The organism is Streptomyces sp. NPDC058157 (assembly GCF_042884105.1).
Taxonomy (GTDB): Bacteria; Actinomycetota; Actinomycetes; order Streptomycetales; family Streptomycetaceae; genus Streptomyces.
Genome location: NZ_JBHVUQ010000051.1, coordinates 1 through 25,732, shown reverse-complemented (window position 1 = coordinate 25,732; position 25,732 = coordinate 1). Strand labels below are relative to the sequence as shown.

Sequence of the window (25,732 nt, the reverse complement as noted above, 5' to 3'; positions counted from 1 at the left end):
GAACCGGACGTCGAACCGTCCGGGAGCCGGGCGGCACAGCTTGCCCGGAGACTTCCCGGCCGCGCCCGTGCGAGGGGAAGCGGAGCCGTTCCGCGAAGCGGACGGATGCGGGGGCGGATCAGTGGGACGAGCTCTCTTCCGCCCGGTCCTGACCCAGCTGGCGGGCTTCGTTGTATACCTCTTCCGCGCGGTCTTCGCCGATGTGCAGGGAGGCGAGGACCGAGGGCTGGGCGATGCACGGCATGATGTGGCGCAGCAAGGCGTTGACCCGCCGCCCGAGGTCCTCGTGGTCGGTCATGGCCTGGGACATGGACTGCACGCCGCCGTAGGCGCCGACGAGAACGTCGGCGGTCTCGGCCGGCACCACATGGGGGAGCAGCTCACCCTGGGCCTGGGCCTTCTCGAGCAGTTCCTGCATGGTGACGACCCAGTTCCGGAACGGACTGCTGCGATCCAGCCCCACCGCGTTCTGGTCCAGGCTCAGCCGTACGCCCGCCCGGACCATGGGGTTGGTCCTGAGGCGGTGCGTGTGCAGCATCACGGTGTCCACCGCCTCCTGGAGCTTGGAGGCGCGGGAAGGGAGGAGGAGATCCTCGTTCTGCGCGGTGAGGACCCCCTGGGCCAGGTCTTCCTTGGACTGGAAGTGGAAGTACAACGCGCCCTTGGTCACACCGGCGGCGGCGAGGATTTCCGAGATGGTGGCGGCCTGGTAGCCCCGTTCGTCGAAGACCTTCGCCGCTGCGCTGAGGATCGCCTGGCGTGTGCGGATGGCTCGGACCTGCTCAGCCACGTCGGCTCCTTCCGTCGCAGGAATCGCGGAGCGTCGGAAGCCCTGATGCAAACCGCCCGTCCCGTTCGTATCTTACAGCGGGTGACGCCGACGCCAACGCGGCACCGCGCCCCGATGGCGAAAATGTCGCAGGGCCCGTGGTGTCACGTGAAGGGTGTCGGCGGGGGAGGTTCCGGGGAGCGCCGGAAGGCGGGGAGAAGCGCAGGTCAGTAGGCGTAGGCAGGCGCCCTGACGATGGCGCTGTAGGTGAGTTCGCCGTCCTGGTGGCCCGTCACGCGTACGACTTCCTCGTCGGATCCGTCCTCGTGGATGCGCTCCGCCTCGATGATGCAGGGCGCGTCCAGCTCGACGTACCGCTTGAACTCGGTGGAGATGCCGAGCGGCATGAAGGAGCGCCGTCCCAGTGCGGCCGCGGCGGCCTGGCGGGCCGCCTCCATGAGGACCATGCCCGGAACGTGGTCGACCGGGTGGTCGAAGAGGACGGGGTGCGAGGTGTCGACCCGCAGCTGCCAGCGGTTCTCCTGACCGATGGGGGAGAGGACCACGTCCGTCGGGGAGAGCCTGCCCACGGTCTGCGGGGCGGCGGGTGCCGTCAGCGGCAGCGGACGGTGGTCGGGACGCAGCACGTGTTCGGGCCGGATCCGCCGGTACACGGCGGGGCTGGTGCAGGTGAACGAGGTCCGGCCGGTCGCCACGACGTGTCCGTCGCGGCGGGCGACCGTCTCGTAGACGGCTCCGAACACCCGGCCCGCGCGCCGCTTCGTCTCGATGTAGGTGATCTCGAGGTCGATGACGGCCGGCGTCCGGCCGATCAGCAGGTGCTCGGGGTGGACGGTGATGGCCAGATCCCAGAGCACGAAGTTGTGGCCGAACGGAATACCGAACTCCGCGTGTCCCAGCAGGTTGCCGGCCTGGCGAATGGTTTCGGCGCAGATCAGCGGATCGTAGTAGCCGCCGGCTATCGGAGTGAAGAGATTGTGGGTGCGGGGCCACTGTGCGGTCACGGAGAAGTGTTCCTGGTCCAGCCGCTGCCAGTCGGTGAGCAGGACCTGGGCGTCGGAAGTGCGATGCACCAGTTCCTTCGGCACGGTGGTGAGGGACGGGAAGGGGAAATCCTCCCGGCCCGCCGTTGAGATCGTGGCCTGTTCCGTCAGGTCGCAGACCGCTGTGCGCCCAACGTGAAACGTGCTCGCGCTCATAGTTCCCCCTAGACAGCGCTGACCAGTAACAGGTGTGACTGCTCAGAAAAATATATACCAGCCGGTTTTTTCTCCAGAGGTTGTCGGGGGCGGACCTCTCAAATATGCGGAGGTGCACATTCCGGCCATCTGGTCGTCGCATATTTGCCCAGGTCCCCGGCGGTCGGCAGGCGGCGAATCCGCGCCATCCGGGGGGTAGGGCCTTGAGTGCGTCGAGAGCGATCCTCTAGCCAGAGGCTAGGCGGAGCGTATCCGGGTGAGGGGGTCCGGGGGGCGTTGCGCGAAGGCGGCTTCCGTTTGCGCATCAGCGGACTTGGCGCGTTTGGCAATGCAAAAGAGGTGCTTCGAATGCTTTGCTGACGTGAAGCCGTGTGGGAGCGACCGTTTCCTCCGCCTGAGCGGTCCGGCATGTGGACGTCCGGAATCGGTCACGAGCTGTCCGTGGAGTGGCTTCGGCGGGGCGGGTCGGCCGCCCCGTACGGGGGCCGGGCCGGGGGTGCTGTCCGGCCTGGACGCCGGGTGCAGGCTGCTCCCGCGCCGGGTGCCGGCGCCCTTCGTTTCGAGTGGGGCTCTAGCAGTGCTCCGCCCCCACTCCGCCGTCTGACCACCTGAACTGCAGTTCAGCAAACCGGGAAAGCGGTTTGTCTAACCCCTCCGGTTGCGTACCTGTGGACCTGGAAGGCCTCGCTGGGGCTCGTTTCATGGGTGCAGGCAGGCCTCGTCGCCGAGATTCGGCCAACTATCTGGTCTGTTCTCGGTCGTTTCAGGCCGTCCCGAAGGTCATTCTGGGAAGGTTCTTGCGCTCCTGGAGGCGGGGCCGAGCTGCCAGTGATCACCGCTGGACCATTGAAAGTGCAGGTCAGTGGCGTCTAGCGAGGGTGATCCCAGCCTTGATGGGCAAAAAACGGTACAGCCGGTTTGGTATTGACAAACCGGCTCAGCTGTTTTTTCCTCGTTCCAGCGAACTTCGAGGGCTCATCCAAGGACGAAGCAGGGGAGTACGGCGTGGACATCGATGTACTGGGCGCACTGACCGTGCGGGAGAACGGGGTCTCGATCACTCCCACCGCCGCCAAGCCCCGCCAGGTGCTGGCGCTGCTCGCGCTCCACGCGGACCAGGTGGTGCCCGTGGCCGCGCTCATCGAGGAGCTGTGGGGCAACGAGCCGCCGCGCAGTGCCCGGACCACCCTGCAGACGTACGTGCTCCAGCTGCGCGGCCTCATCGGCACCGCGCTCGAGGGCACCGACGGGTCGCGCACCGCCAAGGACGTGCTGGTGACGCTGCCCGGCGGCTACATGCTCAACAGCGGCGGCGGGACCAGTGACGTCCGCGAATTCGACCGGCTGGCCGGGATGGGCTACCGGGCCATGGACGCCGGGGACTTCCCCACGGCGGCGCGGCTGCTGCGCGAGGCCCTCGCCCTGTGGTCGGGGTCGGCCTTCGCCGACGTCGACGGCGGCGTGCAGCTGGACATGGAGACGCGGCGGCTGGAGGAGACCCGGCTGTGCGCGCTCGACCAGCGCATCGAGGCCGACCTGCGGCTCGGCCGGCACCGCGAGCTGCTCGCGGAGCTGACCGTGCTGGCCAGCCGCTACCGCATCCACGAGAACCTGCACGGGCAGTTCATGCTCGCCCTGCACCGCTCGGGCCGGCGCGGCGAGGCGCTCAGCGTCTACCAGCGGCTGCGCTCCACCCTGGTGCGCGAGCTCGGCATCGAGCCGTCGGCCGCCCTGCGCAGCCTGCAGCGCTCGATCCTGATGAGCAGCCCCGAAAGCCCGGCGGAATCTCCCGAGACCGCGCGCAAGCGGCTCGCCCGGGTCGGCTGAGCCCGGCGGAGCACGAATACCGGCAGCTGATATGAGAAATTTTTGTCAGGTCTTTTACAGAAGCTGCCGGAAAACCTGAGAAGCATTTTGCACAGCCGGGAATCGGAACAGATGTGACGCGCTCGATCCATGGGCTGAGCACGGGGTTTGACGTCCTGTCGGAATCTTGTGCTGGGAATCCGTCGCCTGTTCGCCCGTTTCGGAGGTCCGCTCGACGTCGGCTTGAGCGCCCGGTGATGTTGCCCTGGGCTGCCTTACCGTCATCGGGTCGAATACTGATAACCGAGGGTATCTCGACGAAATGTGGAGGGGAGACGGGGAGACCGTGGAGATTCAGGTTCTGGGTCCGTTGAGTGCCGAGGTCAACGGGGCATCGATCGTTCCTACGGCGGGCAAGCCGCGTCAGATCCTGGCGCTTCTCGCGCTCTACCCGGGCCGGGTGATGCCCGTACCGACCCTCATGGAGGAGATCTGGGGCACCAAGCTGCCCGAGAGCGCGCTCACCACCCTGCAGACGTACATCCTCCAGCTGCGCCGCCGGCTGGGCACCGCCATGGGGCCGGGCGCCCCGGGCACGGCCAAGGACGTGCTCGCGACGCGGCACGGGGGCTACCTGCTCCAGATCCCGCAGGAGTCCGTGGACGTCCACAGCTACGAGGCCCTCGCGGCCGCCGGTCAGAACGCCTTCGACGAGGGCGACGACGAGCGCGCCGCGGACCTGCTGCGCAAGGCGCTCGACCTGTGGCAGGGTCCCGCCCTGGTCGACGTACGGGTCGGGCCGATCCTGGAGATCGAGGTGCTGCGGCTCGCCGAGAGCCGGCTCGTGACCACCGAGCGGCGCATCGACGTCGACCTCCGGCTGGGCCGGCACACCGAACTCCTCGCGGAGCTCACCGAGCTGATGGCCCGCAACCCGCAGCACGAGGGTCTGCACTCGCAGGCCATGGTGGCCCTGTACCGCTCGGGCCGGCAGGCGACCGCCCTGGACGTCTACCGCCGGCTCCGCGCCCGGCTGATCGGCGAACTGGGGGTGGAGCCCTCGCAGCAACTCCAGCGCCTGCACCAGGCGATGCTGCGGGTGGACCCCGCGCTGGACGTGGTCGCGGGACCGCGTCGCAGCTCCACCTTCGATCTGTACGCCGCCTAGGTATATCAGGGGACGGCCGGATGGCCGGGCGGTGTGGCGGCGGGGCTCCAGCGGGGCTGGGGCCCGGTGTGAGCGTCCCTCCAGAACCCTCGGCCAGGCTCCTGGCGACCCGGTATGCGTCGCCACGCCGGCGGACCTGGAGAGAGGCACACCCATGCACCGGCTGGAACTCACCGACCTGACCCGCATCCTGCGGATCTGGGGAGGCGAGGAGGAGTGCGTCGAGCTCACCGAGGAGGTCCAGGACCTCTACTGGGACGAGCTCGGCTACGACTCGCTGTCCGTCCTGCAGACCACCGGCTCCATCGAGCGCAAGTTCGACGTCCTCCTCGACGGGGAGCTCCTCGAACTGGGCGACACCCCCCGGCGCTTCCTCGAGCTGGTCAACCGCGTCCTGGGCAGCCGGGCTGCGGTCTGATGCTCCAGCGGCGGTCCGTCCGGACTCCGGCGGACCGCGACAGGATCTGTGGCAAGCGCCGAGAGAAGGGTGTCCGATGTCTGTCGAGCGAGTGCACCGGCTTTCGTACGCGGTCGACGCGGCCGCGCCGGCCGGTGTCCTGTACGCCCTGGTGGCCGACACCGCGCCGTGGCCGCTGTTCCTGCCGGACACCGTTCATACCGAGCGGTTGGACTTCGACGGCACCGTCGAGCGGTACTCCCACTGGGCGGGGACGGACGGCCGGCCGCGGCGGTCGATGCTGCGGCGGGCGCTGGACGCCGGGCGCCGGCGCGTGGACTTCCGCGAGGAGCGGCCCGCCGGCCCCGTGACGGGGGCCGGCGGCAGCTGGCGCGTGGAGGAACTGGCGCCGGGCTGGTCGCGGCTGCTCCTGGAGCAGGAGCTCACCGTCGCGCAGGGCCCCGGTACGGAGCGGGTGCTCGCCGAGGCCGGGGCGCGGGGGCGGGCGGTGGCCGACGGGCTGCGGGCCGTCGCCGAGCGGTGGCGGCGGCTGGAGGGGCTGCTGCTGTCCTTCGAGGAGTCCGTACGGATCCAGGGGCCCGCCGAGCCGGTCCACTCCTTCCTCTACGAGGCGGGCTCGTGGCCCGGCCGGGTGGCGCACGTCGCGGAGGCCGAGGTGGTGGAGGACCGGCCCGGGGTGCAGCGCGCCCGGCTGGTGCACCTGGCCGAGGACGGCTCCTCGTACCCGGTGGAGGAGGTCCGGGTGTGCTTCCCGGCGGCCGGGCGCACCGTGTTCAAACGGACCCGGCCGCACCCGCTGCTCGCGGCGCACGCCGGGGAGTGGTCGGTGGAGCCGGATCCGGCCGGGGTGACCGTGGTGTGCCGCAACGACGTCCTGCTGGACGAGCGGGCGGTGGAGCGGGTGCTGGGGCCCGGCGCGGACCTGGGGCGGGCGCGCCGGTACGTGCGCGAGCTGCTCGGGAAGGAGAGCCGGGCGGTGCTCGGGCCGGCGGGGGAGTACGCGGGGGAGCCGGTCAGGGCGCTGCGGTCGGTGTGAGGCCGTACGGCCCGTCGTCCTCCCCGGTGTTCCGGATGTCTACGGTGTCGCGGGTGCTCCCGGGTGGGTCCGGGGCCCGCCGCCGCGGCGTGCGGCGGCGGCGGGCCCCGGGCGCGTCAGCTCCCGCGCCCGGCCGTGTCGAGTTCGCGCAGCACGGCGGGCGCGGCCAGACAGGGCATCACCACCCGCCAGAACCCGGCCAGCGTCCGCGGGGCGAGCCACTGCGGGTCGTCACGCCCGAGGGCCTCGAAGCCCAGGGTGGCCGCCACCACCGTCGTCGCGACGTTGCGGTGGTTGAGCCCGGGCAGCAGGGCGCCCTCCTCCGCGGCCTCGACGAGCAGCCGGTGCACGTACTCGTGCCACTCCCTGGGCAGGGCGAACGACGACGGATAGGCCGACTCCCGGTTCAGCTGGAAGGCGGCCCGGGCCACGACGTCGGACAGCAGCAGCCCGGCGAGCGCCTGGGAGCTGTCCGCCAGGGCCTGGAGGGCCGACGTCCGCCGCGTGTACACCTCGCGCGTGACCGCGCGCAGGGTCCGGGCCCCGGCGGCCTCGACGGCCTCCGCGACGGCCGCCTTGTTCTCGAAGTGGAAGTGGAGCGCGCCCGGGCTCACTCCGGCGCCGACGCTGATCATGTTCAGCGTCGCCTCTGCGTACCCGCGCCGTCCGAACACCGTGGCCGCTGACTCGAGCAGTGCTTGACGGGTTCGGACGGCGCGTTCTTGTTTCATCACGCATAGCTCCTGTATCAGTTTCCTTCTATTATTAAACCGCCCCGTTGGTATTGGAAGAGTGCGCCGCCTGCCTCTGATGGCTTGATCAACGGCGATTCCTGCCCCGCTGTGGCCTGATTCGAACCACTTATCGCGAATCTTGCCGTGATTTGCGGGCTTTGACAAACCGACGAAGCGGTTTGTATCTTCGTTGACGTTGGCTCGACTGAGCTTGAGGGAGGGGGGCAGATGAACCAGCGGACGTTCGCTGTACTGGAACCTCACACAACCGCCGCGGGGGCGAACGGTGGGTTCCTACCGGCCGAGGGACTGAGGGTGCCACCGCACGCGGCGGCCCAGTCGGCCCTGTGGCGGGTCCTCATCGTGGAGAGCAACGCCATGGAGGCCGAGACGCTGGCGCGCGGCCTGCGCCGGCACGGACACGAAGTGGACATCGTCGGCACCGGGAGCGAGGCGCTGCGCGGCTACGCCGACGCCGACCTCGTCCTCCTCGACCTGGAACTCCCCGACCTCGACGGGCTGGAGGTCTGCCGGGGCATCCGCGCCGCCCACGAGATCCCCGTCATCGCGGTCACCGCCCGCGGCAGCGAGCTGGACCGGGTCCTGGGCCTGCAGGCCGGCGCGGACGACTACCTGGTCAAGCCCTACGGTTTCCGCGAGCTGATGGCCCGGATGGAGGCGGTCATGCGCCGCGCCCGGCCGTCGCGCCCGGCCGCCGCCACCATCACCTGCGGACCGCTGCGCATCGACGCGGGCACCCGGGAGGTGACGCTGAACGGGGAGCCCGTCGAGACCACCCGCAAGGAGTTCGACATGCTCTACCTCCTCGCCTCGCACCCCGACACGGTCATCCCGCGCAAGATGCTGATGCAGCAGGTCTGGGGCGACTCCTGGTCGCGCCGCACCGTCGACACGCACGTGAGCACGCTCCGCAACAAGATCGGCGCCAACTGGATCATCACCATCCGCGGCGTCGGCTTCCGGTTCGGCCAGGGCTGAACCCGTCCGCACCGATACGAGCCGAGGGGGGAAGACCATGGCAGTGACGGCACCGTGCCAGGGGGAGGGCTGCCGCCGCCGGACCGCCGACGGACGCTCCCGCCGGCGCACGGCCGCGACCGGAAGGCTCTGCCGGCCCTGCCGGGAACACCTCGACGCCGGCCTGGCCGAACTCGCGCACCTCTACGAGGAGTGCGGCAGGATGCTCGCCGGCGCCGCCCCCGGCAGCCTGCGCGAGCGCACCACCGGCGGCGACCTGCCCGGCCTGCCCTTCAACGGGGCCGCCGCCGACGTACGGGCCAGGATGGTCTCCGTACTGGGCTCCTGGAGCGGACTGGTCGCGCAGGAGCGCGGCTTCGCCACCCCGCCGCGCCACGTCGCGGCGCTCACCGCCTTCCTGCGCCGCAACGGGGACTGGCTCGCCGCCCACCCCGCCGCCGCCGAGGCCACCGAGGAGGTCGCCCGCCTGGTGCGGGCCGGACGCCGCGCCGCCTTCCCCGACCCGGCCCGCAGCATCCGCCTCGGCGCCTGCCCCGAACCCGGCTGCTCCGGCTCCCTCACCGTCGCCGTCCGCGCCGCCGCCCACGGCTCCGGCGGCGACGGCTCCGCCGACGACGGCGGCCAGGCGGTCGTCTGCGACGCCGCCCCGGCGCACCGCTGGACCAGCGACCAGTGGAGCGGGCTCAGCCGCACCATGGACGCCGGCCGCGCGCCCGGCACCCCCGCGCCCGCGCCCACCGAGCGCTGGCTCACCGCCGCCGACATCGCCCGCCTGTGGCACACGCCCACCGGCACCGTCTACCGGCTGGCCAGCGAGCAGCGGTGGCGCCGGCGCAACCGCGCGGGCCGCACCTACTACAACGAGACCGACGTACGGACCTGCTTCGACCGGCGGGCGGCCGCGCGCACCTGAAACGGTCTTCTCCCGCACGACCTTCCACAGCGGTCCGCACTCGATCCGGTAGGAGCCGGATCGAGGAGTCTGACCGCGGTTTGACATTCCCTTGGCCGGTTCGCGAAGCAGCGGACCGGCCCTTGTGGAACCTGACCGACTCCTGAACCCCGCACCATTGAACGGCCGTTCGCGTCCGAAGAACCTTGTAGTCAAGATCCGGTGCACTGTCTCCGGAGGCGAATTCAAGGAGACGTGATGGACGCCCCTGTGATCGTCGTCGGCGCGGGCCCCGCGGGCTTGATGCTCGCCGGCGAACTGCGGCTGGCGGGAGTCGCCGTCATCGTCCTGGAACGCCTTGAGCGGCGTACGGGAGAATCGCGCGGCCTCGGCTTCACCACGCGCACGCTGGAGACCTTCGACCAGCGCGGCATCCTCGCCCGCTTCGGCGACATCGAGCGCAGCACGCTCGGCCACTTCGGCGGGCTGCCCCTCGACTTCGGCGTGCTCGACGGCGCCTGCCAGGCGGCCAAGACCGTGCCCCAGTCGGTCACCGAGACCCACCTCGAGGAGTGGGCCGCGGGCCTGGGCGCCGACATCCGGCGCGGCCACGAGGTCCTCTCCGTCCACGACGACGGCGAGGGCGTCGACGTCGCGGTCCGCGGGCCCGACGGCGAGCGGACCCTGCGCGCCGCCTGGCTGGTCGGCTGCGACGGCGGGCGCAGCACCGTGCGCAAGGCCGCCGGCTTCGACTTCCCCGGCACCCCGGCCACCATGGAGATGTTCCTCGCCGACCTCAAGGGCATCGAGCTCAAGCCCCGGATGATCGGCGAGACCCTCCCCGGCGGCATGGTCATGGTCGGCCCGCTGCCCGGCGGCACCACCCGCATCGTGGTCTGCGAGCGCGGCACGCCCCCGCGGCGGCGCGAGAGCCCGCCCTCCTTCGACGAGGTCGCCGCCGCCTGGCAGCGGCTCACCGGCGAGGACATCTCGGCCGCCGAACCGGTGTGGGTCAGCGCCTTCGGCGACGCCGCCCGGCAGGTCACCGAGTACCGGCGCGGCCGCGTCCTGCTGGCCGGCGACGCCGCCCACATCCACCTGCCCGCCGGCGGACAGGGCATGAACACCGGCATCCAGGACGCCTTCAACCTCGGCTGGAAACTCGCCTCCGTGGTGCACGGGCGGGCCCCGCTGGGCCTGCTCGACACCTACCACACCGAACGGCACGCCGTCGGCCGGCGGCTGCTGATGAACACCCGCGCCCAGGGGCTGCTGTTCCTGAGCGGCGCCGAGGTGCAGCCCCTGCGCGACTCGCTCAAGGAGCTCATGGCGTACGAGGACGTGGCCCGCCACCTCGCCGCCATGGTCACCGGCCTGGAGATCACCTACGAGGTGGGCAAGGGCTCCCACCCGCTGCTCGGCCGGCGCATGCCCCACCTGGAGCTGGCCGCGGCCGACGGCACCACCTCCAGCACCGCCCTCCTGCGCCCCGGCCGCGGGGTGCTCCTCGACCTGGCGGACAACCCGCGGCTGCGCGGGCGCGCGGCCGCCTGGGCGGAACGGGTCGACACCGTCACCGCCCGGCCGCGCGGGGCCGCCGACGGACTGCACGACACCACCGCCCTGCTGATCCGGCCCGACGGATACGTGGCATGGGCCGCGCCCGGCAGCCACCACGACCTGCCGATGGCGCTCGACCGCTGGTTCGGGACCCCCTGACGACCGGGGCCCCGGCGACCGGCACCCCCTGAGGCCGACGCATCCGACGGCCGGACGAGCACGTCAACCGGAGGAACCACACATGGCAACGCCGCAAGCAACGATCGAGCGCGCCCCCGCAGGGCCCGGAGCCGCCCCGGCCGGCCCCGACGGGGAACGCCGCGACATCGTCCGGGCGGCCCGGACCGTCCTCGCCCGCGAGGGCTGGAGGCACTGCACCGCCGAGGCCACCGCCGCCGAGGCCGGCCTCCCGACGGCCTCCGTCGGCCGCCACTTCCCCGACCACGAGCAACTGCTGCTGGGCGTCCTCCTGGACAGCTCCGCGTCCGTCGCCGCCTCCCTCGCGGCCGTCGCCGAGAGCTACCTCGCGGAGATCCGCGACCTCCGCGAGGACCTGATCGCGCTCGGCCGGGCCTGGCTGGCGCCGCTGGAGGCCTTCCGCGAGCACTTCGCGATCGTCCGGCACATCAGCGCCGAGGTCACCCACCTGCCCGCCGAGGCCGTCGACAAGTGGCAGGCCACCGGCCCCCGCCAGGCCCGGCGCGAACTGGCCCGCCGCCTGCGGCAGGTCGCCGACCGCGGCCTGCTCGACATCACCGACGCCGACCAGGCGGCGGAGCGCTTCATCCTGCTGGTCCCCTCGTCCGTCGTCCAGCGCTCCTTCCACGGCGCGCTGCCGCTCGGACGCGCCGAGGAGGACGCGCTCATCGCCGACGGAGTGGACGACTTCATCCGCCTGTACGGCCCGGCCTCCCGCTGACCGCCGGCCCACCGGCCCGCCGACCCCGCCGATTCCCGGAGAGAGTGGAAACAATGCACAGCAACCTGATCGTGGCGCGGATGGACGTCCGTTCGAGCGCCGAGGTGGCCAAGATCTTCGCCGAGTTCGACCGCACCGACATGCCGGAGCGCATGGGCACGCTCCGCCGGCGCCTGTTCTCCTACAACGGGCTCTACTTCCACCTCCAGGACTTCGCCGAGGACGACGGCGGCGAGCGCATCGAGCAGTCCCGCAACGACCCGCGGTTCATGCGCATCAGCTACGACCTCCAGCCCTTCATCCAGCCCTACGACCCGGAGACCTGGCGCTCCCCGGCCGACGCGATGGCCACCCGCTTCTACGACTGGACGGCGACGGAGTGATGTCCGCGACCGCAGAGATGACGGGAGGGCACCGACCGTGGGCCGCCGGGTAGTCATCACGGGCATCGGGGTGCTGGCGCCGGGGGGCATCGGTGTCCGGGAGTTCTGGGAGCTGCTGAGCTCGGGGCGCACGGCCACGCGGGAGATCACCCACTTCGACGCCTCCCCCTTCCGCTCCCGGGTGGCGGCCGAGGCCGACTTCCTGCCGGAGCTGCACGGGCTGACCGACGAGGAGATCCGCCGCATGGACCGCGCCGCCCAGTTCGGCGTGGTCGCGGCGCGCGAGGCGGTCGCCGACAGCGGCCTCGACTTCGCCGCCCTCGACCCGTACCGCACCGGTGTCAGCATCGGCACCGGCGTGGGCGCGGTCTCCAGCCTCGACAAGGCCTACCGGACGGCCACCGACCACGGCCGGCTCGCGGCGGTGGACCACATGCGGGCCCCCGCCGACCTCTACGACCACTTCGTACCCGGCTCCTTCGCCACCGAAGTGGCCTGGGCTGTCGGCGCCGAAGGCCCCGCCACGGTGGTCTCCACCGGCTGCACCTCCGGCATCGACTCGGTGGCGCACGCCGTCGACCTCATCCGCGAGGGCAGCGCCGACGTCATGGTCACCGGCGCCACCGACGCCCCGATCACGCCCCTCACCCTGGCGTGCTTCGACGCGGTCAAGGCGACGACCAGCCTCAACGACGACCCGGCACGGGCCTCCCGGCCCTTCGACGCCACCCGCCGGGGCTTCGTCCTCGGCGAGGGCGCCGCCGTGTTCGTCCTCGAGGAACTGGAGAGCGCCCGCCGCCGCGGCGCGACCGTCTACGCGGAGGTGGCCGGCTACGCCTCCCGCTCCAGCGCCTTCCACATGACGGGACTGCGCCCCGACGGCCGCGAACTGGCCGAGGCCATCACGGTGGCGCTCGACGAGGCGCACCTGAACCCGTCCGACCTCGACTACGTCAACGCCCACGGATCCGGCACCCGGCAGAACGACGCCCACGAGACCGCCGCCTACAAGCTGGCGCTCGGCCCGTACGCCCACCGCACCCCGGTGAGCTCGGTCAAGTCGATGATCGGGCACTCGCTGGGTTCCGTCGGCTCCATCGAGATCGCGGCGTCCGTCCTCGCGATGCGCCACCACCTCGTGCCGCCGACCGCGAACCTGCGCACCCGGGACCCCCAGTGCGACCTCGACTACGTCCCGCTCGCCGCGCGGGAGCACCGCACCGATGCCGTCCTCACGGTCAGCAGCGGGTTCGGCGGGTTCCAGAGCGCGATGGTGCTGGCCCGGCCCGACAGGAGGACCGCATGAGCGCCCGAACCCTGGTCACGGGCATCGGCGTGGCCGCCCCCAGCGGCCTCGGGGTGGAGGACTTCTGGGCGGCGACCCGGATCGGCAAGAACGCCATCGGGCCCGTCACCCGCTTCGACGCCTCCTCCTACCCGGCGCGCCTGGCCGGGGAGATCCACGGCTTCGAGCCCGCGGAACACCTCCCGGGCCGGCTCGTCCCCCAGACCGACCGGGTGACGCAGCTCGCCCTCGTCGCCACGGACTGCGCGTTCGAGGACGCGGGCCTCGACCCGGGCGACCTCCACCCCTGTGACATGGGGGTGGTCACCGCGGCCGGATCCGGGGGCGCGGAGTTCGGCGAGAACGAGCTGCGCAAGTTCTGGAGCCAGGGGCCCAAGCACGTCAGCGCGTACCAGTCGTTCGCCTGGTTCTACGCCGTGAACACCGGCCAGATCGCGGTGCGCAACGACCTGCGCGGTCCCACCGGGGTCCTCGTCGGCGACCAGGCCGGCGGGCTCGACGCCCTCGCCCAGGCGCGGCGCCGGCTCCGCAAGGGCAGCCGGCTGATCGCCGCCGGCGGCTTCGACGCCCCGATCTGCTCGCTCGGCTGGGCCGCGCACCTCGCCGGGGGCGACCTGTCCACCGGCGACGGACCCGAACGGGCCTACCTGCCCTTCGACGAGGCCGCCTGCGGCTACGTCCCGGGCGAGGGCGGCGCGCTGATCATCCTGGAGGACGAGGAGGGCGCGGTCGCCCGCGGGGCACGGGACGCCTACGCCGAGTTCGCCGGATACGGCGCCACGCTCGACCCCCGCCCCGGCAGCGGCCGTGAACCCGGCCTGCGCCGGGCTGCCCTGGCCGCGCTCGCCGACGCCGGCTGCCATCCGGCCGAGGTCGACGTGGTCTTCGCCGACGGGGCGGGCGTGCCGCGGCTCGACCGGGAGGAGTCCGAGGCCATCACCGCGGTCTTCGGCCCGCTCGGCGTACCGGTCACCGCGCCCAAGACGACGACCGGGCGGATGGGGGCCGGCGGAGCCCCCGTCGACGTGGTCTCGGCGGTCCTCTCCATGCGGGAGGGACTGATCCCGCCGACCACCAACGTGGAGCTCTCGCCCGCGTACGACATCGACCTCGTGGCCGTCCGGCCGCGGACGGCGTCGGTGCGCACCGCGCTCGTCCTCGCGCGCGGCCGCGGCGGCTTCAACTCCGCGGTGGTGCTGCGCGCGCTCGACTGAGCGGCCCCGTCCCGCCCGGCCCGCGCCCGTCCCCGTCCCCCACCGGGGCGGGGACGGGCGCCCCCATGCCCCGCACCGAACTCCCGCAGCCGGAAACACCGGTGCGGTACACCGATGAAGGGACCCCACGTGTCCAAGCAGGAATTCACCTTCGACGACCTCAAGCGCATCCTCCTGGAGGGCGCCGGAGCCGACGAGGAGATCGACCTCGACGGCGACATCCTCGACACCGACTTCGAGTCGCTGGGCTACGAGTCGCTGGCGCTGCTCGAAACCGGCAGCCGGATCGAGCGCGAGTTCGACATCACGCTGGACGACGACATCTTCGCCGACCACACCACCCCGCGCTCGCTCGTCGAGGCGATCAACGCGAGCCTCAAGGTCACGGTCGACGCCTGAGCCGCCCGCACCGGCCGGAGACGCGGCACCCCCCTGCGGGGGCCGCGGCTCCGGCTCCCCGCCACCACCCCTCCGCCCCCACCCCCGCCCACAGAAAGGGAGTACGCCCATGGCCATCGATCAGGACCTCACCGAGACCCAGGTGATCGTGGTCGGCGCGGGCCCCGTCGGACTGCTGCTCGCCGGAGAACTCCGGCTGGCGGGCACGGACGTGGTGGTGCTCGACACGCTCACCGCCCCCACCTCCGAATCGCGGGCGTCCACCCTGCACGCCCGCACCATGGAGATCCTCGACAGCCGCGGCCTGCTGGAGCCGATCGGCGAGGTACCGCACGACAGCGCCGGACACTTCGGGGGCATCCCCCTCGACCTCGGCCTGCCCGGCCCCTACCCGGGGCAGTGGAAGGTGGCCCAGACCCGCCTGGAGGAAGTCCTCGGGGAGTGGGCCGCCGACCTGGGCGCGGACATCCGGCGCGGCCACGAGCTGACCGGACTGGCCGAGACGCGGGACGGGGTGACCGCCACCGTACGCACCGAGGGCGGAGCGCTGACCCTGCGGGCCGCGTACGTCGTCGGCTGCGACGGCGAGAACAGCGCCGTCCGCCGACTGGGCGGCTTCGACTTCCCCGGCACCGACGCCGAACGCGAACTGCTGCGGGCGGACGTCGCCGGGATCGACATCCCGGGCCGCCGCTTCGAGCGCAAGGAGGGCGGTCTCGTCATCGCCGCCCGGCGGCCCGACGGGGTGACCCGGGTGATGGTGCACGAGTTCGGGGCGCGGCCCCGGCCCGGGCAGCCCTCGTTCGAGGAGGTCGCCGACAGCTGGAAGCGCATCACCGGCGAGGACATCGGCGGCGGCACCCCGCTGTGGGTGAACTCGTTCGGCGACGCCTCCCGGCAGGCCTCCGAGTACCGGCGGGGCCGGCTGCTGCTCGCCGGGGACGCGGCGCACCAGCAGATGCCGATCGGCGGCCAGGCCCTCAACCTCGGGCTCCAGGACGCCTTCAACCTCGGCTGGAAGCTGGGCGCCCGGATCGCCGGGCACGGCACGGACGCGCTGCTGGACACCTACCACGAGGAGCGGCACGCGGTCGGGCAGGGCGTCCAGAGCAACGTCAGGACCCAGGCGCTGCTGCTGCTCGGGGGACCCGAAGTCGACGCGGTGCGGGAGGTGTTCGCGGAGCTGAGCGCCAGTGAGAACGTGCGGACGCACCTGGCCGGGCTGATCTCCGGGCTGTCCGTCCGCCATGCCGTGGGCTCCGCCGCCTCCGAGGACGGGAGCGGGCTCACCGGCTCGCGCGTGCCGGCCTGGGAGGTCACCACCGCCGAGGGGAGCACCACCACGCTGGGGCTGCTGCGGCCGGGGCGGGGGCTGCTGCTCCTGCCGCCGGGCGAGGAGGCCCGGCGGACGGAGCTCGCGCTGACGGCTGAGGCCTGGGGCGAGCGGGTCCGGGTCGTGCGGGCCGTGGCCGTGACCGGCGGTGCCGGTGCCTCCGGTGTGCCCGAGGGGGCGGTGCTCGTGCGGCCCGACGGGTACGTGGTCTGGGCCGACGGACCGGGGGCGGGGGCGCTGGACGAGGCGCTCGCGCGGTGGTTCGGGGGTCCGGGGGCGGGCGGTGCTCCTGCCGTCGCCGCCGTTCCCGTGCTGCCGGAGCCGGCCCCGCGGACGCAGGCCGTGCCGCAGGTGCTCGCCGGGGTCCGGCGGGGCGTCGGCGGGGAACGCCTCACCGGGCGGACCGCGCTGGTCACCGGGTCGAGCCGGGGCATGGGCCGGGCGGCCGCGATCCGGCTCGCCCAGGAGGGTGCGCTCGTCGCCGTCCACTACCACCGGGACGAGTCGGCGGCGCGCGAGGTCGTCACCTCGGTGGAGAAGGACGGCGGGCGGGCCTTCGCGGTACGGGGGGAGCTGGGTGTCGACGGTGACGTGGACGGCCTGTTCGCCGTGCTGGAGGAGGACCTGCGGGAGCGGACCGGCTCCACCGACCTGCACATCCTGGTGAACAACGCCGGGGTGATGGGCGGGGTCGGCGCGGACGAGGTCACGCCGGAGCAGTTCGACCGGATCTTCGCGGTCAACGCGAAGGCGCCGTTCTTCCTGATCCAGCGGGCGCTGCGGAACATGCCGGACGGCGGGCGGATCATCAACATCTCGTCGGGGCTCACGCGGTTCGCCAACCCGGACGAGATCGCGTACGCGATGAGCAAGGGCGCGCTGGAACAGCTCGCGCTGCACTTCGCGAAGGCGCTCGGGCCGCGCCGGATCACCATCAACTCGGTCGCACCGGGGATCACGCGGAACGGGAACCCGGTGTTCGACATCCCGGAGGCGGTGGAGCAGATGGCGGGGCTGTCGGCGTTCGGGCGGGTGGGTGAGCCGGAGGACGTCGCGGACGTGGTGGCGTTCCTGGCCACCGACGAGGCCCGGTGGATCACGGGGTCGTTCGTCGACGCCACGGGGGGCACGCTGCTGGGGTGACGCGGGCGCGGCGCGGCTTTCGGGTGCCGCTGCGCGGTGCCTCTCCCCGCCCCGCCCTTCCCCCGTTCCCCGGGGCTGCGCCCCGGACCCCTCGGGGGCTCCGCCCCCGCCCCCCCCCCGCGCCTCAAACGCCGGCGGGGCTGGATTTGGCTCGGCTCGGCGATCGTCTGCGGGGCTGTCCATGGTTCCGCCCACTTCGACTCCGTCGGCGTGTGTATCCCACGCCGCCACGCCGACGGTGGGCGGGCCGTTCGGGGATCCCTCCCCGGGCGGTCCGCCCCTTTCTTCCGAATGCGAGTGTGTACTTCCCGATGAGCATTGCCTCCGGCGCGCGGGCCGGGGCCCGTTGGGCTCTGGTGGCCGTGCTTGCCGCGAACATGTTGGTGGACGCCCTGGAGGTGTCCGCGACCCTGGTGGCGCTGCCCGCCGTCGGCAGTGGGCTGGGGGCTTCCGTCACCCGGGTGCAGTGGGTCGTCACCGGGTTCGCCGCCGGGTTCGCGGGGGCGGTGCTGCTCGGCGGGCGGCTGGTGGAGTGGTTCGGGCGGCGGCGGGTGTTCCTCGTCGCGCTGCTCCTCTTCGCCGCCGCCTCGATGGGCGGGCCGCCGGCCGACCGGCTGGACCTGCTCGTCGCCACCCGGGTGGTGAAAGGTTTCTGCGTCGCACTGACCGCGCCCACCGGGCTCGCCATCATCGTGGCTTCCGTCCCCGAGGGGGAGCCGCGGCGGCGGGCCGTTTCGGTGTACACGCTGTTCGGGGCGGCCGGGTTCTGTTCCGGGCTGCTGCTGTCCGGGCTGCTCACCGGGGCGGCGGGCTGGCGGTGGACCCTGGCGTTCCCGGCGCCCGTCGCGCTGGTGCTGTTCGCCGTCGCGCTGCGGGTGGTCCCCCGGGAGCCGGCCGTCTCCGGCGGCGGGGCGCGGTGGCACGCGGTGGTGGCCGGGGGTGCGCTCACCTCGGCCGTGCTGCTGCTGGTGGACGCCCTGGCCCGCCGGTGGTGGGGCGGGGTCCTCGCGGCCGCGGCCGCGGCGCTGGTCCTCGTACGGGCCGAACGGGCCTCCCCGCGGCCCCTCGTGCACACCGCGCTGCTGCGCCACGGGCCGCTCGTGCGCTCCGCGCTGGGGGCGGCCGCGCTCAACGGCTCGTACGTGAGCTTCCTGCTGGTGGCCGCGCTCGATCTGCGGCGCGGCGGCTGGAGCGCCTGGGAGACGGCCCTCGGGTTCCTGCCCGCCGGTGCCCCCCTGGCGCTGACCGCCCTGCACTCGGGGCGGATCGCCGCCCGGCTGGGGCCGGCGCGGGCCGTGGCCGCCGGGGCGCTCGCGGCCCCGGCCGGATACGCGCTCTACCCGCGCTCAGGCGCGGGCGGTGTGACGTATGTCGAACTGTTGCCCTCCATGTCCCTTGTCGGACTCGCCTTCGTGCTCGCCTTCACGGCGCTGCACCTCCAGGCGACCGGCACCCTCCCCTCCGGTCTCCAGGCGGCGGCCGGCGGGCTCTACCAGACCTGCGTGCAACTCGGCGCGGCGCTCACCCCGGCGCTGGCGTCCGCGCTGTACGCGGCCTCCGGCCGGAGCGCGGCGCTCTGGCTGGTCACCGCCGTCGGCCTGGCCGGCGCGGGCGTCGCCCTCGCCGGACTCGTACCCCCCTCGACCGACCCGTCCTGAGAAACCGCCGGAGCTCCCTCTCCCTCCCGCGGTGCCCACCTCGACCAGGAAAGCATCATGACCACACTTCACATGTCACAGACATACGAGACAGACAACGGCCTGGTCCACATGACCCGGCCCGACATGGCCGTCCTGGCCACCGCCGGACTGCGCGAGCGGACGCGGATCCTCGAGCAGTACGTGCGCGAGGAGCTCGGGCGCATCCTCGGCATCGAGCCGCACCTCGTCGACACCACCGGCCGCCCCATGGGCTGCCTCGGCATCGGCTCGATCTCCGGCATCGAACTCCAGTACCGCATGGAGGCCACCCTCGGCGTCGACGTGAACCTCCAGCGGCTGCTGCTCGCCAACAGCGCCCAGGAGCTCATCGACTGCCTCGCCGGTCAGCTCGGTCCCGAGGCCCACCTGCACGGGGCAGCGGTGCCGGCATGACGACTACGACTCTGCTGCCGGCCGCCCGCCCGGTGGTGAACCACCAGGGCCTGGACCGGCCCGACTTCACCCTCTCCGCCGACCGGGTCGACCTCTGGCTGATCCGCCGCCCGACCGGGCCGGACGCCGACGCCCTCGCGGTGGGCGAACTCGACGCGGAGGAGCGCAAGCGCGCCGACGCCTTCATCCGCCGATCGGACGGCATGCTCTACGCCGCCGCGCACGTCGCGGTGCGCCGGCTGCTCGGACGTTACACGGCCACTCTGCCCCAGGACGTCCGCTTCATGCGCGAGCCCTGCCCCGGCTGCGGCGAGGCGCACGGCCGCCCGGCGCTGTCGCCCCCGCCGCCGCCGCTGCACTACTCGCTCTCGCACAGCGGGGGAGTGGCCATGGTCGGCGTCGGGACGGTTCCGCTCGGCGTTGACGTGGAGAAACTCCCCGGCGCCGAGACCGTGGACATCTGCTCCAAGGCGCTGCACCCCGACGAGCAGATCGAGATAGCCGAAGCCGGGTCGTCGGACGCCCGCCGGCACCTCTTCGGGCAGATCTGGACGCGCAAGGAAGCGTTTCTCAAGGGGCTTGGGACAGGGTTGAGCCGCTCACCCGCCGAGGACTACCTGGGCACCGAACTGGACCGGCACCCCGAGGGCTGGACCATGGTCGGCGTCCCCGCGGACACCACCCACGCCGCCGCGGTGGCGGTCAAGGGGCAGGCCCCGAAGGTCGTCAACGTCAGGTGGGTGCCCGACACCTGGCTGGCCGCAGGCAACACCGTGTGCGGCGCCGCCGCCCCCGGACCGAGCGACACGGTCCTCGCCAGTTGAACCGCAAGTAAGGACGTGACCGGATGACCCGCACCGCCTTCCTCTTCCCGGGCCAGGGCTCCGAATGCGCCGGCATGGGCAAGGAGCTGCTCGCCCTGCGGCCCGACCTCGCCGACACCTACTACCGCACGGCCGACGACCTCCTCGGCTTCCCGCTGTCCCGGCTGTGCGTCGACGGGTCCCCCCGGGACCTGGAGGACCCGACGGTCGCGCAGCCGGCCGCCTTCCTGACCAGCATGGCCGTACTGGAGGTGCTGCGCGGCCGGGGCCTGGAGCCGGACGCGGTGGCCGGCCACAGCCTGGGCGAGTACGCGGCGCTGGTGGCCGCGGGCGCCCTGGAGTGGACCGAGGCGCTGTGGCTGGTGCGGCTGCGCAGCGAACTGGTGGCGACCGTCGGGGACCGGGTCGGCAGCGCCACGGCCGCGGTCATTGGCCTGAGCCGCCCGGACCTGACGCGCCTGTGCGCGGAGACCCGGGCGGCGACGGGCCAGGTGGTCGAGGTGGCCGGGGACAACGAGCCGCGGCAGACCGTGGTGTCCGGGCAGGCCGAGGCGGTGGCCCGGGTGACGGAGGAGGCCCGGGCGGCCGGGGCGCGGGTGGAATGGCTGCGGACCGGCGGTCCGTTCCACTCCAGCCTGCTCGGCGAGGCCGAGGCGGAGTTCACCGAGACGCTGATCGCGACGGAGTTCCGCGACCCGGCCGTGCCGCTGGTCTCCGGTGTCACCGGCGGGTGGGTAACGACGGCCGCCGAGGCCGTGGTCGCCCTGCGCTGCCAGCTCACCACCCCGGTGCGCTGGACCGGGGCGGTGGAGACGCTCGCCGCCTCGGGCGCGGACCGGTTCGTGGAGGTGGGCCCCGGCCGGGTGCTCGGGGGGCTGGTCCGCCGCATCCTGCCGGGGGCCCGGGTCCACAGCACGCACACGCCCGACGGGCTGGCGCGGGTGGTGGACGAGCTGAGCGCGACCACGGTCTGACCGGCCCGCCCCGTCCCCGCACGCACGCACGTCAGACCCGCCGCGCCGACGGCCGGCGGGAGGTCACGAGACGAGGAGCAGTCCATGGACACGCATCCGGAGGCCGGCCGCCTCATCCACGTGGTCAAGGGGCGGCCCGACGCCCGGGAACTGGCGGCGCTCACCGCCGTCGTCCTGGCCCGGGCGGCGGCGTACGAGGGCCAGCACGGCGGCACGGCCGGCTGCGGGCCCACCCTGGCGGGCTGGCGCTGCCCACAGCAGCCCCGGGCCTTCCACGGCGCGCGCACCTGGCGGGAGAACCCCGCCGCGACGCGCCCGGCCTGATCCGGTCCGGGACCGGGCCGCGCCACCCGCGCGGCCCGCTCCCGGTCCCCGGGTCCGGCAGGACACCGCGCGGGGCCGTACCGCCCCGCGGCCCCTCGTGGACGCCCGACCACATCGCCGACCCGGTCAAGGAGTTCGCGGGCGGACGCTCCAGACCGCGGTACCCCGTGAGTCCGCCCACAGGAGAGGGCCATGCCATCGACCTACGACGACATCGCGGAGCTGCGCGACCAGATACGGATCCTGCGCGACCGCGCCGAACTGCGGGAGCTGTTCGACCGCTACGTCACCGCCCTGGACACCTTCGACGGGACCGGTCCGGACGAGGCCCGGTTCGCCACGCTGTTCACCGAGGGGGCCACCTTCGCCTTCCCGATCGGCGTGTGCACGGGCGTCGAGGCCTTCGCCGCCCTCCAGCGCGAGGCCCGGGGGCGGTGGGCGCGCACCCACCACGTGAGCGCCAACCACTCCATCACCCTCGACGGGGACCGGGCCGTCGTCCGGGCCCAGCAGGTCACCACCCACGTCCACCACGCCGGTCCGGGGCCGGCCGCCCACTTCGACGTGGGCGGGCACACCGAGGCCCGTGCCGTGCGCACCGCGGACGGCTGGCGGCTGAGCCACGTCTCGTTCCGCGTGGTGTGGGACTCCGGCGTCCGGCTGCCCGAGCTCGCGGGCGTCCGCCTGTGAGCTGCGGATGAGCGCCGTACGGCCCGTCGTCCTCGACGCGGATGGGATCCCGCTGTCCGGGCTGCTCGCCCTGCCCGCCGACCCCGTGCCGCGGGCCGTGGTGGTGGCCCTGCACGGGGCGGGGATGCGGGCGGGCTACTTCGACAGCCGGGTGCGGCCCGGGTTCTCCCTGCTGGAGCTCGGCGCCTCGCTGGGCTTCGCCGTGCTGGCCCTGGACCGGCCCGGCTACGGGGAGTCGGCCCGGGCGCTGCCCCGGGGGCTGGACCTCGCCGGGCAGACCGACGCCCTGCTCGCCGCCCTCGACGGGTACGCCCGCGGGCACGAGCTCGGCGCGGGCTTCTTCCTCGTGGCGCACTCCAACGGCGGCCGCCTCGCGCTGTCGGCTGCGGCCGCCGCCCGGGGCCGGAGCGCGCCGCTGGGCGTGGACCTGTGCGGCGTCGGGCGTCATTTCGCCGTGGATCCGGGGCAGTTGCCCGGGACGGACTTCCCCGGACAGTGGCGCCGGCACTGGGGCGCGCTGCGCTTCTACCCGCCGGAGGCCTTCCGGGCCTGCACCGACCTGGTGTGTCCGGTTCCCGCCGAGGAGGCCCGCGAGACCCCGCTGTGGCCGGGGGCGTACCCCGCCGTGGCGGCCGGTGTACGGGCTCCGGTGCGCTTCACCTTCGCCGAGCAGGAGCTGTGGTGGAGGCATGACAGCGCGGCACTGGAGGAACTGCTGAGTCCGCTGATAAGGGCCTCCACAGAAGTGGTCATCCAGCCCCATGCTGGACACAACACCAGTCTGGGCTGGGCCTCCCGCTCGTACCACCTGCGGGTCATGGCCTTCCTGGAGGAGTGCCTGCTCGCCCGCGAGCCGGGGTGGGGCGGGTTCCGGTCTCAACTGACCGGGAAATGAAGAAGGTTGACCGGAATCTGACATAGATCCCGTTGACCAACAGATGGGCACCAACGAGGCTTTTCGTGAGCATCCCGTGACGTGTACCGAAGTCCGTCATACCGGGACACGTCCACTCGAGCTCTCGCAAGTCTGTTTGATTCATCACCTTGCTTGATTCATCAGATCATTCCGCAAAGGAACACACATGAGTGACGTGAAGGACCTGGTGCAGGTCGCCGGCATCATCGACGCCGAGGAGGCCAAGCTGCTGGCCGAGGAGGGCGTCGACTGGTTCGGCTTCCCGCTCCGCCTCCCGTCGGGCAAGGACGACATCTCCGAGGCCGAGGCCACGGAGATCATCGCCGGCCTGACGGCTCCCCAGGAGGGCGTCCTCATCAGCTACATGGTGGACGCCGACGAGATCAGCGCGTTCACCACGCAGCTCGGCGTCAAGGCCGTCCAGCTGCACGGCGACGTCACGCCCGAGGAGCTGCGCAAGCTCAAGGACATCCGCCCCGACCTCTACGTGCTCAAGAGCCTGGTCGTGAAGGAGGACAACGCCGAGGAGCTGCTCCAGTTCGTCGACGAGGTCGCCGAGTTCGTGGACATGTTCATCACGGACACCTTCAACCCGGCCACCGGTGCCAAGGGCGCCACCGGCCTCACCCACGACTGGAACGTCAGCGCCGAGCTCGTGCGCCGTTCCCCCAAGCCCCTCATGATGGCCGGCGGCCTGAGCCCGGAGAACGTCGCCGACGCGATCCGCTTCGTCAAGCCCGCCGCCGTGGACGCGCACAGCCTCCTCGAGGGCGACGACCGCCGCAAGGACCGCGCCAAGGTCGCGAAGTTCGTGGCCGAGTCGCGCAAGGCCTTCGCCGAGATCGCCAGCGCCTGATCTCGGCACCCGACCCACACGGTTGCGGTTCCCGGGGCCCACACGGCCCCGGGCCCGGCCGCAGCACGTCTCCACGACCGACGAGAAGCAGGTTTCTCATGGCGACCGGCCACCACAATGTCCACCCGCTGCCGCAGACCAACCAGCTCCGCGCCATGCACACGATCATCCGTGACCGCAGAGCCTCCCGCGCGGACTTCGTGTTCTACTCCCGGCGCATCATCCGCCTCCTGCTCGAATCGGCGCTCAACCAGCTGCCGTTCGACCAGCACGAAGCCATCACGCCGGTCGGAGAGACGTACGAGGGCCTGAGACTCGGCCCCCAGCTGTGCGCCGTGCCCGTGGTCCGGGCCGGCGACTCGATGCTCGACGAGCTCCGCCAGGTCATCCCCGACATCACCGTCGGCAAGCTGCTCATCCAGCGGGACAAGACCACCAAGCTCCCGCACCTGTTCTACAAGAACTTCCCCGAGGACATCGCCAACCGGCACGTCCTGCTCCTGGAGCCGATGCTCGCCACCGGCGGCAGCGCCAAGGCGGCCATCGAGGTCCTCCTCGACGCCGGAGTGAAGGAGGGGAACATCATCTTCGTGAACTTCCTCGCCTCCCCCGAGGGCATCGAGGCCGTCCACGCCGCGTACCCGCTCGTCAAGATCGTCACGTCCTCGATCGAGCAGCGCCTCAACGAGAACGCGTTCATGATCCCGGGCATCGGCGACTTCGGTGACCGCTACTTCGGAACGACCGACTCGGCAGTCGCCTGATGAGGAGCAGTCGTACCGTTGTCGACTCCGCGCTGACGGCACTCGCGCCGGCGATCTGGGGGTCCACGTACCTGGTCACCACGGAGCTCCTGCCGGAGGGCCGGCCGCTGCTGGCCTCCCTGCTCCGTGCCCTGCCCGCCGGCCTGATCCTCGTGATCATCGGCCGGCAGCTGCCCAAGGGCATCTGGTGGTGGCGCGCCCTGGTGCTCGGCGTGCTGAACATCGGCGCCTTCTTCTACCTGCTCTTCGTGGCCGCCTACCACCTGCCGGGCGGCGTCGCGGCGCTGGTGATGTCCATCCAGCCGATGATCGTGCTCCTGCTCGGGGCCGCGCTGCTGAAGGACAAGATCAAGCCGATCCACCTGATCTCCTGCGCCCTCGGCGCGGCGGGCGTGGCGCTGCTGGTCCTCCAGCCGAACGCCGGGCTCAACGCCACCGGTGTCATCGCGGGTCTGCTGGGCGCGCTCAGCATGGCCTCCGGCATCGTGCTGACCAAGCGCTGGGGCCGTCCCGAAGGCGTGGGCCTGCTGCCCTTCACCGGCTGGCAGCTCACCGTCGGCGGCCTGGTCCTGCTCCCGATCGCCCTGATCGGCGAGGGCCTGCCGAGCGAGATCACCGGCAAGAACCTGCTGGGCTTCGCCTACCTCGGCCTCATCGGCGCCCTGTTCGCCTACGCGATCTGGTTCCGCGGTGTGGCCCGGCTGCCCGCGCTGGCGGTCTCGTTCCTGAGCTTCGCCTCGCCGCTGGCGGCCACGCTGCTCGGCTACTTCGTCCTCGACCAGTCGCTCTCGCCGATCCAGCTCGTCGGAGCCGCGACCGTGGTGGCGTCCGTGGTCCTGGCCCAGCCGCGCAAGGGCAAGCCCAAGCCCGAAGCGGAGCCGGCCCGCCAGACCTCGCGGGAGTCCGTCCAGGCGTAAGCCGCGGACGACGCCCGCCCGAGACTCCCCGCCCGCTCCCGCCCCCGAGGCGGGCGGGGAGCGGTGGTGGCACAC

The 25,732-nt window shown here is 72.6% G+C and carries 26 protein-coding genes; 23 read left to right on the top strand and 3 right to left on the bottom strand.

The features are described from left to right. Nucleotides 1-118: 118 nt before the first annotated feature. Together ACFVXK_RS15695 and ACFVXK_RS15690 are read right to left on the bottom strand one after the other, a co-directional pair. Nucleotides 119-790, bottom strand: a complete 672-nt coding sequence (locus ACFVXK_RS15695; protein ID WP_389612065.1) for a ScbR family autoregulator-binding transcription factor — start codon at nucleotides 788-790, stop codon at nucleotides 119-121. 206 nt (nucleotides 791-996) lie between these two features. Next, nucleotides 997-1,989, bottom strand: a complete 993-nt coding sequence (locus ACFVXK_RS15690; RefSeq protein ID WP_389612064.1) for a ScbA/BarX family gamma-butyrolactone biosynthesis protein — start codon at nucleotides 1,987-1,989, stop codon at nucleotides 997-999. Nucleotides 1,990-2,994: 1,005 nt separating this feature from the next. On the opposite strand from ACFVXK_RS15690, the gene ACFVXK_RS15685 reads away from it, so the two are divergent. From ACFVXK_RS15685 to ACFVXK_RS15670, 4 genes are all read left to right on the top strand, one after another. Further along, nucleotides 2,995-3,816 (top strand): AfsR/SARP family transcriptional regulator, encoded by an 822-nt coding sequence (locus ACFVXK_RS15685; RefSeq protein WP_358898448.1) that lies wholly within the window; start codon nucleotides 2,995-2,997, stop codon nucleotides 3,814-3,816. 325 nt (nucleotides 3,817-4,141) lie between these two features. Continuing rightward, complete coding sequence (locus ACFVXK_RS15680; RefSeq protein WP_045946957.1) at nucleotides 4,142-4,963, top strand: AfsR/SARP family transcriptional regulator; 822 nt, start codon at nucleotides 4,142-4,144, stop codon at nucleotides 4,961-4,963. A 154-nt stretch (nucleotides 4,964-5,117) separates the two neighbouring features. Continuing rightward, nucleotides 5,118-5,381 (top strand): phosphopantetheine-binding protein, encoded by a 264-nt coding sequence (locus tag ACFVXK_RS15675; RefSeq protein ID WP_365153191.1) that lies wholly within the window; start codon nucleotides 5,118-5,120, stop codon nucleotides 5,379-5,381. Nucleotides 5,382-5,457: 76 nt separating this feature from the next. After that, nucleotides 5,458-6,417 carry an SRPBCC family protein gene (locus tag ACFVXK_RS15670; protein ID WP_389612063.1) on the top strand — a complete coding sequence of 320 codons (960 nt, stop codon included), beginning with the start codon at nucleotides 5,458-5,460 and terminating at the stop codon, nucleotides 6,415-6,417. A 116-nt stretch (nucleotides 6,418-6,533) separates the two neighbouring features. Here the strand turns inward: ACFVXK_RS15670 and ACFVXK_RS15665 are convergent, their stop codons facing one another. Then, nucleotides 6,534-7,148 (bottom strand): ScbR family autoregulator-binding transcription factor, encoded by a 615-nt coding sequence (locus ACFVXK_RS15665; protein ID WP_389612062.1) that lies wholly within the window; start codon nucleotides 7,146-7,148, stop codon nucleotides 6,534-6,536. A gap of 231 nt (nucleotides 7,149-7,379) precedes the next feature. On the opposite strand from ACFVXK_RS15665, the gene ACFVXK_RS15660 reads away from it, so the two are divergent. From ACFVXK_RS15660 to ACFVXK_RS15570, 19 genes are all read left to right on the top strand, one after another. Further along, nucleotides 7,380-8,150, top strand: coding sequence for a response regulator transcription factor (locus ACFVXK_RS15660; RefSeq protein ID WP_389612061.1), 771 nt, complete (start codon nucleotides 7,380-7,382; stop codon nucleotides 8,148-8,150). A 37-nt stretch (nucleotides 8,151-8,187) separates the two neighbouring features. Then, nucleotides 8,188-9,063, top strand: coding sequence for a hypothetical protein (locus tag ACFVXK_RS15655; protein ID WP_389612060.1), 876 nt, complete (start codon nucleotides 8,188-8,190; stop codon nucleotides 9,061-9,063). Nucleotides 9,064-9,300: 237 nt separating this feature from the next. Beyond that, nucleotides 9,301-10,761, top strand: coding sequence for an FAD-dependent monooxygenase (locus tag ACFVXK_RS15650; RefSeq protein ID WP_389612059.1), 1,461 nt, complete (start codon nucleotides 9,301-9,303; stop codon nucleotides 10,759-10,761). 82 nt (nucleotides 10,762-10,843) lie between these two features. After that, complete coding sequence (locus ACFVXK_RS15645) at nucleotides 10,844-11,521, top strand: TetR/AcrR family transcriptional regulator C-terminal domain-containing protein (RefSeq protein ID WP_389612058.1); 678 nt, start codon at nucleotides 10,844-10,846, stop codon at nucleotides 11,519-11,521. 53 nt (nucleotides 11,522-11,574) lie between these two features. Then, on the top strand, nucleotides 11,575-11,904 hold the full coding sequence (locus ACFVXK_RS15640; RefSeq protein WP_100865011.1) for a TcmI family type II polyketide cyclase: 330 nt from the start codon (nucleotides 11,575-11,577) through the stop codon (nucleotides 11,902-11,904). Nucleotides 11,905-11,941: 37 nt separating this feature from the next. Continuing rightward, nucleotides 11,942-13,210 (top strand): beta-ketoacyl-[acyl-carrier-protein] synthase family protein, encoded by a 1,269-nt coding sequence (locus ACFVXK_RS15635; protein ID WP_389612057.1) that lies wholly within the window; start codon nucleotides 11,942-11,944, stop codon nucleotides 13,208-13,210. Next, nucleotides 13,207-14,424: a ketosynthase chain-length factor gene (locus ACFVXK_RS15630; protein WP_389612056.1), complete on the top strand. Its 1,218-nt coding sequence runs from the start codon at nucleotides 13,207-13,209 to the stop codon at nucleotides 14,422-14,424. The genes ACFVXK_RS15635 and ACFVXK_RS15630 overlap by 4 nt, the downstream gene beginning before the upstream one ends. Before the next feature lie 129 nt (nucleotides 14,425-14,553). Continuing rightward, a complete protein-coding gene (locus ACFVXK_RS15625) occupies nucleotides 14,554-14,823 on the top strand; it encodes an acyl carrier protein (RefSeq protein WP_389612055.1) in 270 nt (89 codons plus the stop codon). 109 nt (nucleotides 14,824-14,932) lie between these two features. Continuing rightward, nucleotides 14,933-17,299: an SDR family oxidoreductase gene (locus ACFVXK_RS15620; protein ID WP_389612054.1), complete on the top strand. Its 2,367-nt coding sequence runs from the start codon at nucleotides 14,933-14,935 to the stop codon at nucleotides 17,297-17,299. 311 nt (nucleotides 17,300-17,610) lie between these two features. Continuing rightward, entirely contained in the window at nucleotides 17,611-18,957 is a 1,347-nt protein-coding gene (locus tag ACFVXK_RS15615) for an MFS transporter (RefSeq protein ID WP_389612053.1), read from the top strand. Nucleotides 18,958-19,014: 57 nt separating this feature from the next. Beyond that, nucleotides 19,015-19,392: an acyl carrier protein gene (locus tag ACFVXK_RS15610; protein ID WP_123996004.1), complete on the top strand. Its 378-nt coding sequence runs from the start codon at nucleotides 19,015-19,017 to the stop codon at nucleotides 19,390-19,392. Further along, a complete protein-coding gene (locus ACFVXK_RS15605) occupies nucleotides 19,389-20,216 on the top strand; it encodes a 4'-phosphopantetheinyl transferase family protein (protein ID WP_389612052.1) in 828 nt (275 codons plus the stop codon). Before ACFVXK_RS15610 ends, ACFVXK_RS15605 begins: the two co-directional genes overlap by 4 nt. A 23-nt stretch (nucleotides 20,217-20,239) precedes the next feature. Further along, entirely contained in the window at nucleotides 20,240-21,190 is a 951-nt protein-coding gene (locus ACFVXK_RS15600; protein ID WP_389612051.1) for an ACP S-malonyltransferase, read from the top strand. Between the two features lie 84 nt (nucleotides 21,191-21,274). Continuing rightward, nucleotides 21,275-21,514: an acyl-CoA carboxylase subunit epsilon gene (locus tag ACFVXK_RS15595; RefSeq protein ID WP_389612050.1), complete on the top strand. Its 240-nt coding sequence runs from the start codon at nucleotides 21,275-21,277 to the stop codon at nucleotides 21,512-21,514. Nucleotides 21,515-21,706: 192 nt separating this feature from the next. After that, nucleotides 21,707-22,204, top strand: a complete 498-nt coding sequence (locus ACFVXK_RS15590) for a nuclear transport factor 2 family protein (protein ID WP_389612049.1) — start codon at nucleotides 21,707-21,709, stop codon at nucleotides 22,202-22,204. Between the two features lie 7 nt (nucleotides 22,205-22,211). Next, the gene (locus ACFVXK_RS15585) at nucleotides 22,212-23,099 is read left to right on the top strand and encodes an alpha/beta hydrolase (RefSeq protein ID WP_389612048.1); all 888 of its coding nucleotides are present in this window, start codon (nucleotides 22,212-22,214) and stop codon (nucleotides 23,097-23,099) included. Nucleotides 23,100-23,286: 187 nt separating this feature from the next. Further along, nucleotides 23,287-23,976 carry a phosphoribosylanthranilate isomerase gene (locus tag ACFVXK_RS15580; protein WP_389612047.1) on the top strand — a complete coding sequence of 230 codons (690 nt, stop codon included), beginning with the start codon at nucleotides 23,287-23,289 and terminating at the stop codon, nucleotides 23,974-23,976. Nucleotides 23,977-24,074: 98 nt separating this feature from the next. Next, a complete protein-coding gene (upp, locus tag ACFVXK_RS15575; protein WP_389612046.1) occupies nucleotides 24,075-24,740 on the top strand; it encodes a uracil phosphoribosyltransferase in 666 nt (221 codons plus the stop codon). Then, nucleotides 24,740-25,657: an EamA family transporter gene (locus ACFVXK_RS15570; protein ID WP_389612045.1), complete on the top strand. Its 918-nt coding sequence runs from the start codon at nucleotides 24,740-24,742 to the stop codon at nucleotides 25,655-25,657. Before upp ends, ACFVXK_RS15570 begins: the two co-directional genes overlap by 1 nt. Nucleotides 25,658-25,732 lie beyond the last annotated feature (75 nt).

Excerpts from the sequence above, each read along its gene's own strand:
- ACFVXK_RS15670 (WP_389612063.1), top strand. The coding sequence starts at position 5,458 with ATGTCTGTCGAGCGAGTGCACCGGCTTTCGTACGCGGTCGACGCGGCC.
- ACFVXK_RS15600 (WP_389612051.1), top strand. The coding sequence starts at position 20,240 with ATGACCCGCACCGCCTTCCTCTTCCCGGGCCAGGGCTCCGAATGCGCC.
- ACFVXK_RS15660 (WP_389612061.1), top strand. The coding sequence starts at position 7,380 with ATGAACCAGCGGACGTTCGCTGTACTGGAACCTCACACAACCGCCGCG.
- ACFVXK_RS15590 (WP_389612049.1), top strand. The coding sequence starts at position 21,707 with ATGCCATCGACCTACGACGACATCGCGGAGCTGCGCGACCAGATACGG.
- ACFVXK_RS15605 (WP_389612052.1), top strand. The coding sequence starts at position 19,389 with ATGACGACTACGACTCTGCTGCCGGCCGCCCGCCCGGTGGTGAACCAC.
- ACFVXK_RS15665 (WP_389612062.1), bottom strand. The coding sequence starts at position 7,148 with ATGAAACAAGAACGCGCCGTCCGAACCCGTCAAGCACTGCTCGAGTCA.
- ACFVXK_RS15655 (WP_389612060.1), top strand. The coding sequence starts at position 8,188 with ATGGCAGTGACGGCACCGTGCCAGGGGGAGGGCTGCCGCCGCCGGACC.
- ACFVXK_RS15595 (WP_389612050.1), top strand. The coding sequence starts at position 21,275 with ATGGACACGCATCCGGAGGCCGGCCGCCTCATCCACGTGGTCAAGGGG.
- ACFVXK_RS15640 (WP_100865011.1), top strand. The coding sequence starts at position 11,575 with ATGCACAGCAACCTGATCGTGGCGCGGATGGACGTCCGTTCGAGCGCC.
- ACFVXK_RS15615 (WP_389612053.1), top strand. The coding sequence starts at position 17,611 with ATGAGCATTGCCTCCGGCGCGCGGGCCGGGGCCCGTTGGGCTCTGGTG.
- ACFVXK_RS15610 (WP_123996004.1), top strand. The coding sequence starts at position 19,015 with ATGACCACACTTCACATGTCACAGACATACGAGACAGACAACGGCCTG.
- ACFVXK_RS15645 (WP_389612058.1), top strand. The coding sequence starts at position 10,844 with ATGGCAACGCCGCAAGCAACGATCGAGCGCGCCCCCGCAGGGCCCGGA.
- ACFVXK_RS15580 (WP_389612047.1), top strand. The coding sequence starts at position 23,287 with ATGAGTGACGTGAAGGACCTGGTGCAGGTCGCCGGCATCATCGACGCC.
- ACFVXK_RS15620 (WP_389612054.1), top strand. The coding sequence starts at position 14,933 with ATGGCCATCGATCAGGACCTCACCGAGACCCAGGTGATCGTGGTCGGC.
- ACFVXK_RS15690 (WP_389612064.1), bottom strand. The coding sequence starts at position 1,989 with ATGAGCGCGAGCACGTTTCACGTTGGGCGCACAGCGGTCTGCGACCTG.
- ACFVXK_RS15630 (WP_389612056.1), top strand. The coding sequence starts at position 13,207 with ATGAGCGCCCGAACCCTGGTCACGGGCATCGGCGTGGCCGCCCCCAGC.
- ACFVXK_RS15570 (WP_389612045.1), top strand. The coding sequence starts at position 24,740 with ATGAGGAGCAGTCGTACCGTTGTCGACTCCGCGCTGACGGCACTCGCG.
- ACFVXK_RS15585 (WP_389612048.1), top strand. The coding sequence starts at position 22,212 with ATGAGCGCCGTACGGCCCGTCGTCCTCGACGCGGATGGGATCCCGCTG.
- upp (WP_389612046.1), top strand. The coding sequence starts at position 24,075 with ATGGCGACCGGCCACCACAATGTCCACCCGCTGCCGCAGACCAACCAG.
- ACFVXK_RS15650 (WP_389612059.1), top strand. The coding sequence starts at position 9,301 with ATGGACGCCCCTGTGATCGTCGTCGGCGCGGGCCCCGCGGGCTTGATG.
- ACFVXK_RS15675 (WP_365153191.1), top strand. The coding sequence starts at position 5,118 with ATGCACCGGCTGGAACTCACCGACCTGACCCGCATCCTGCGGATCTGG.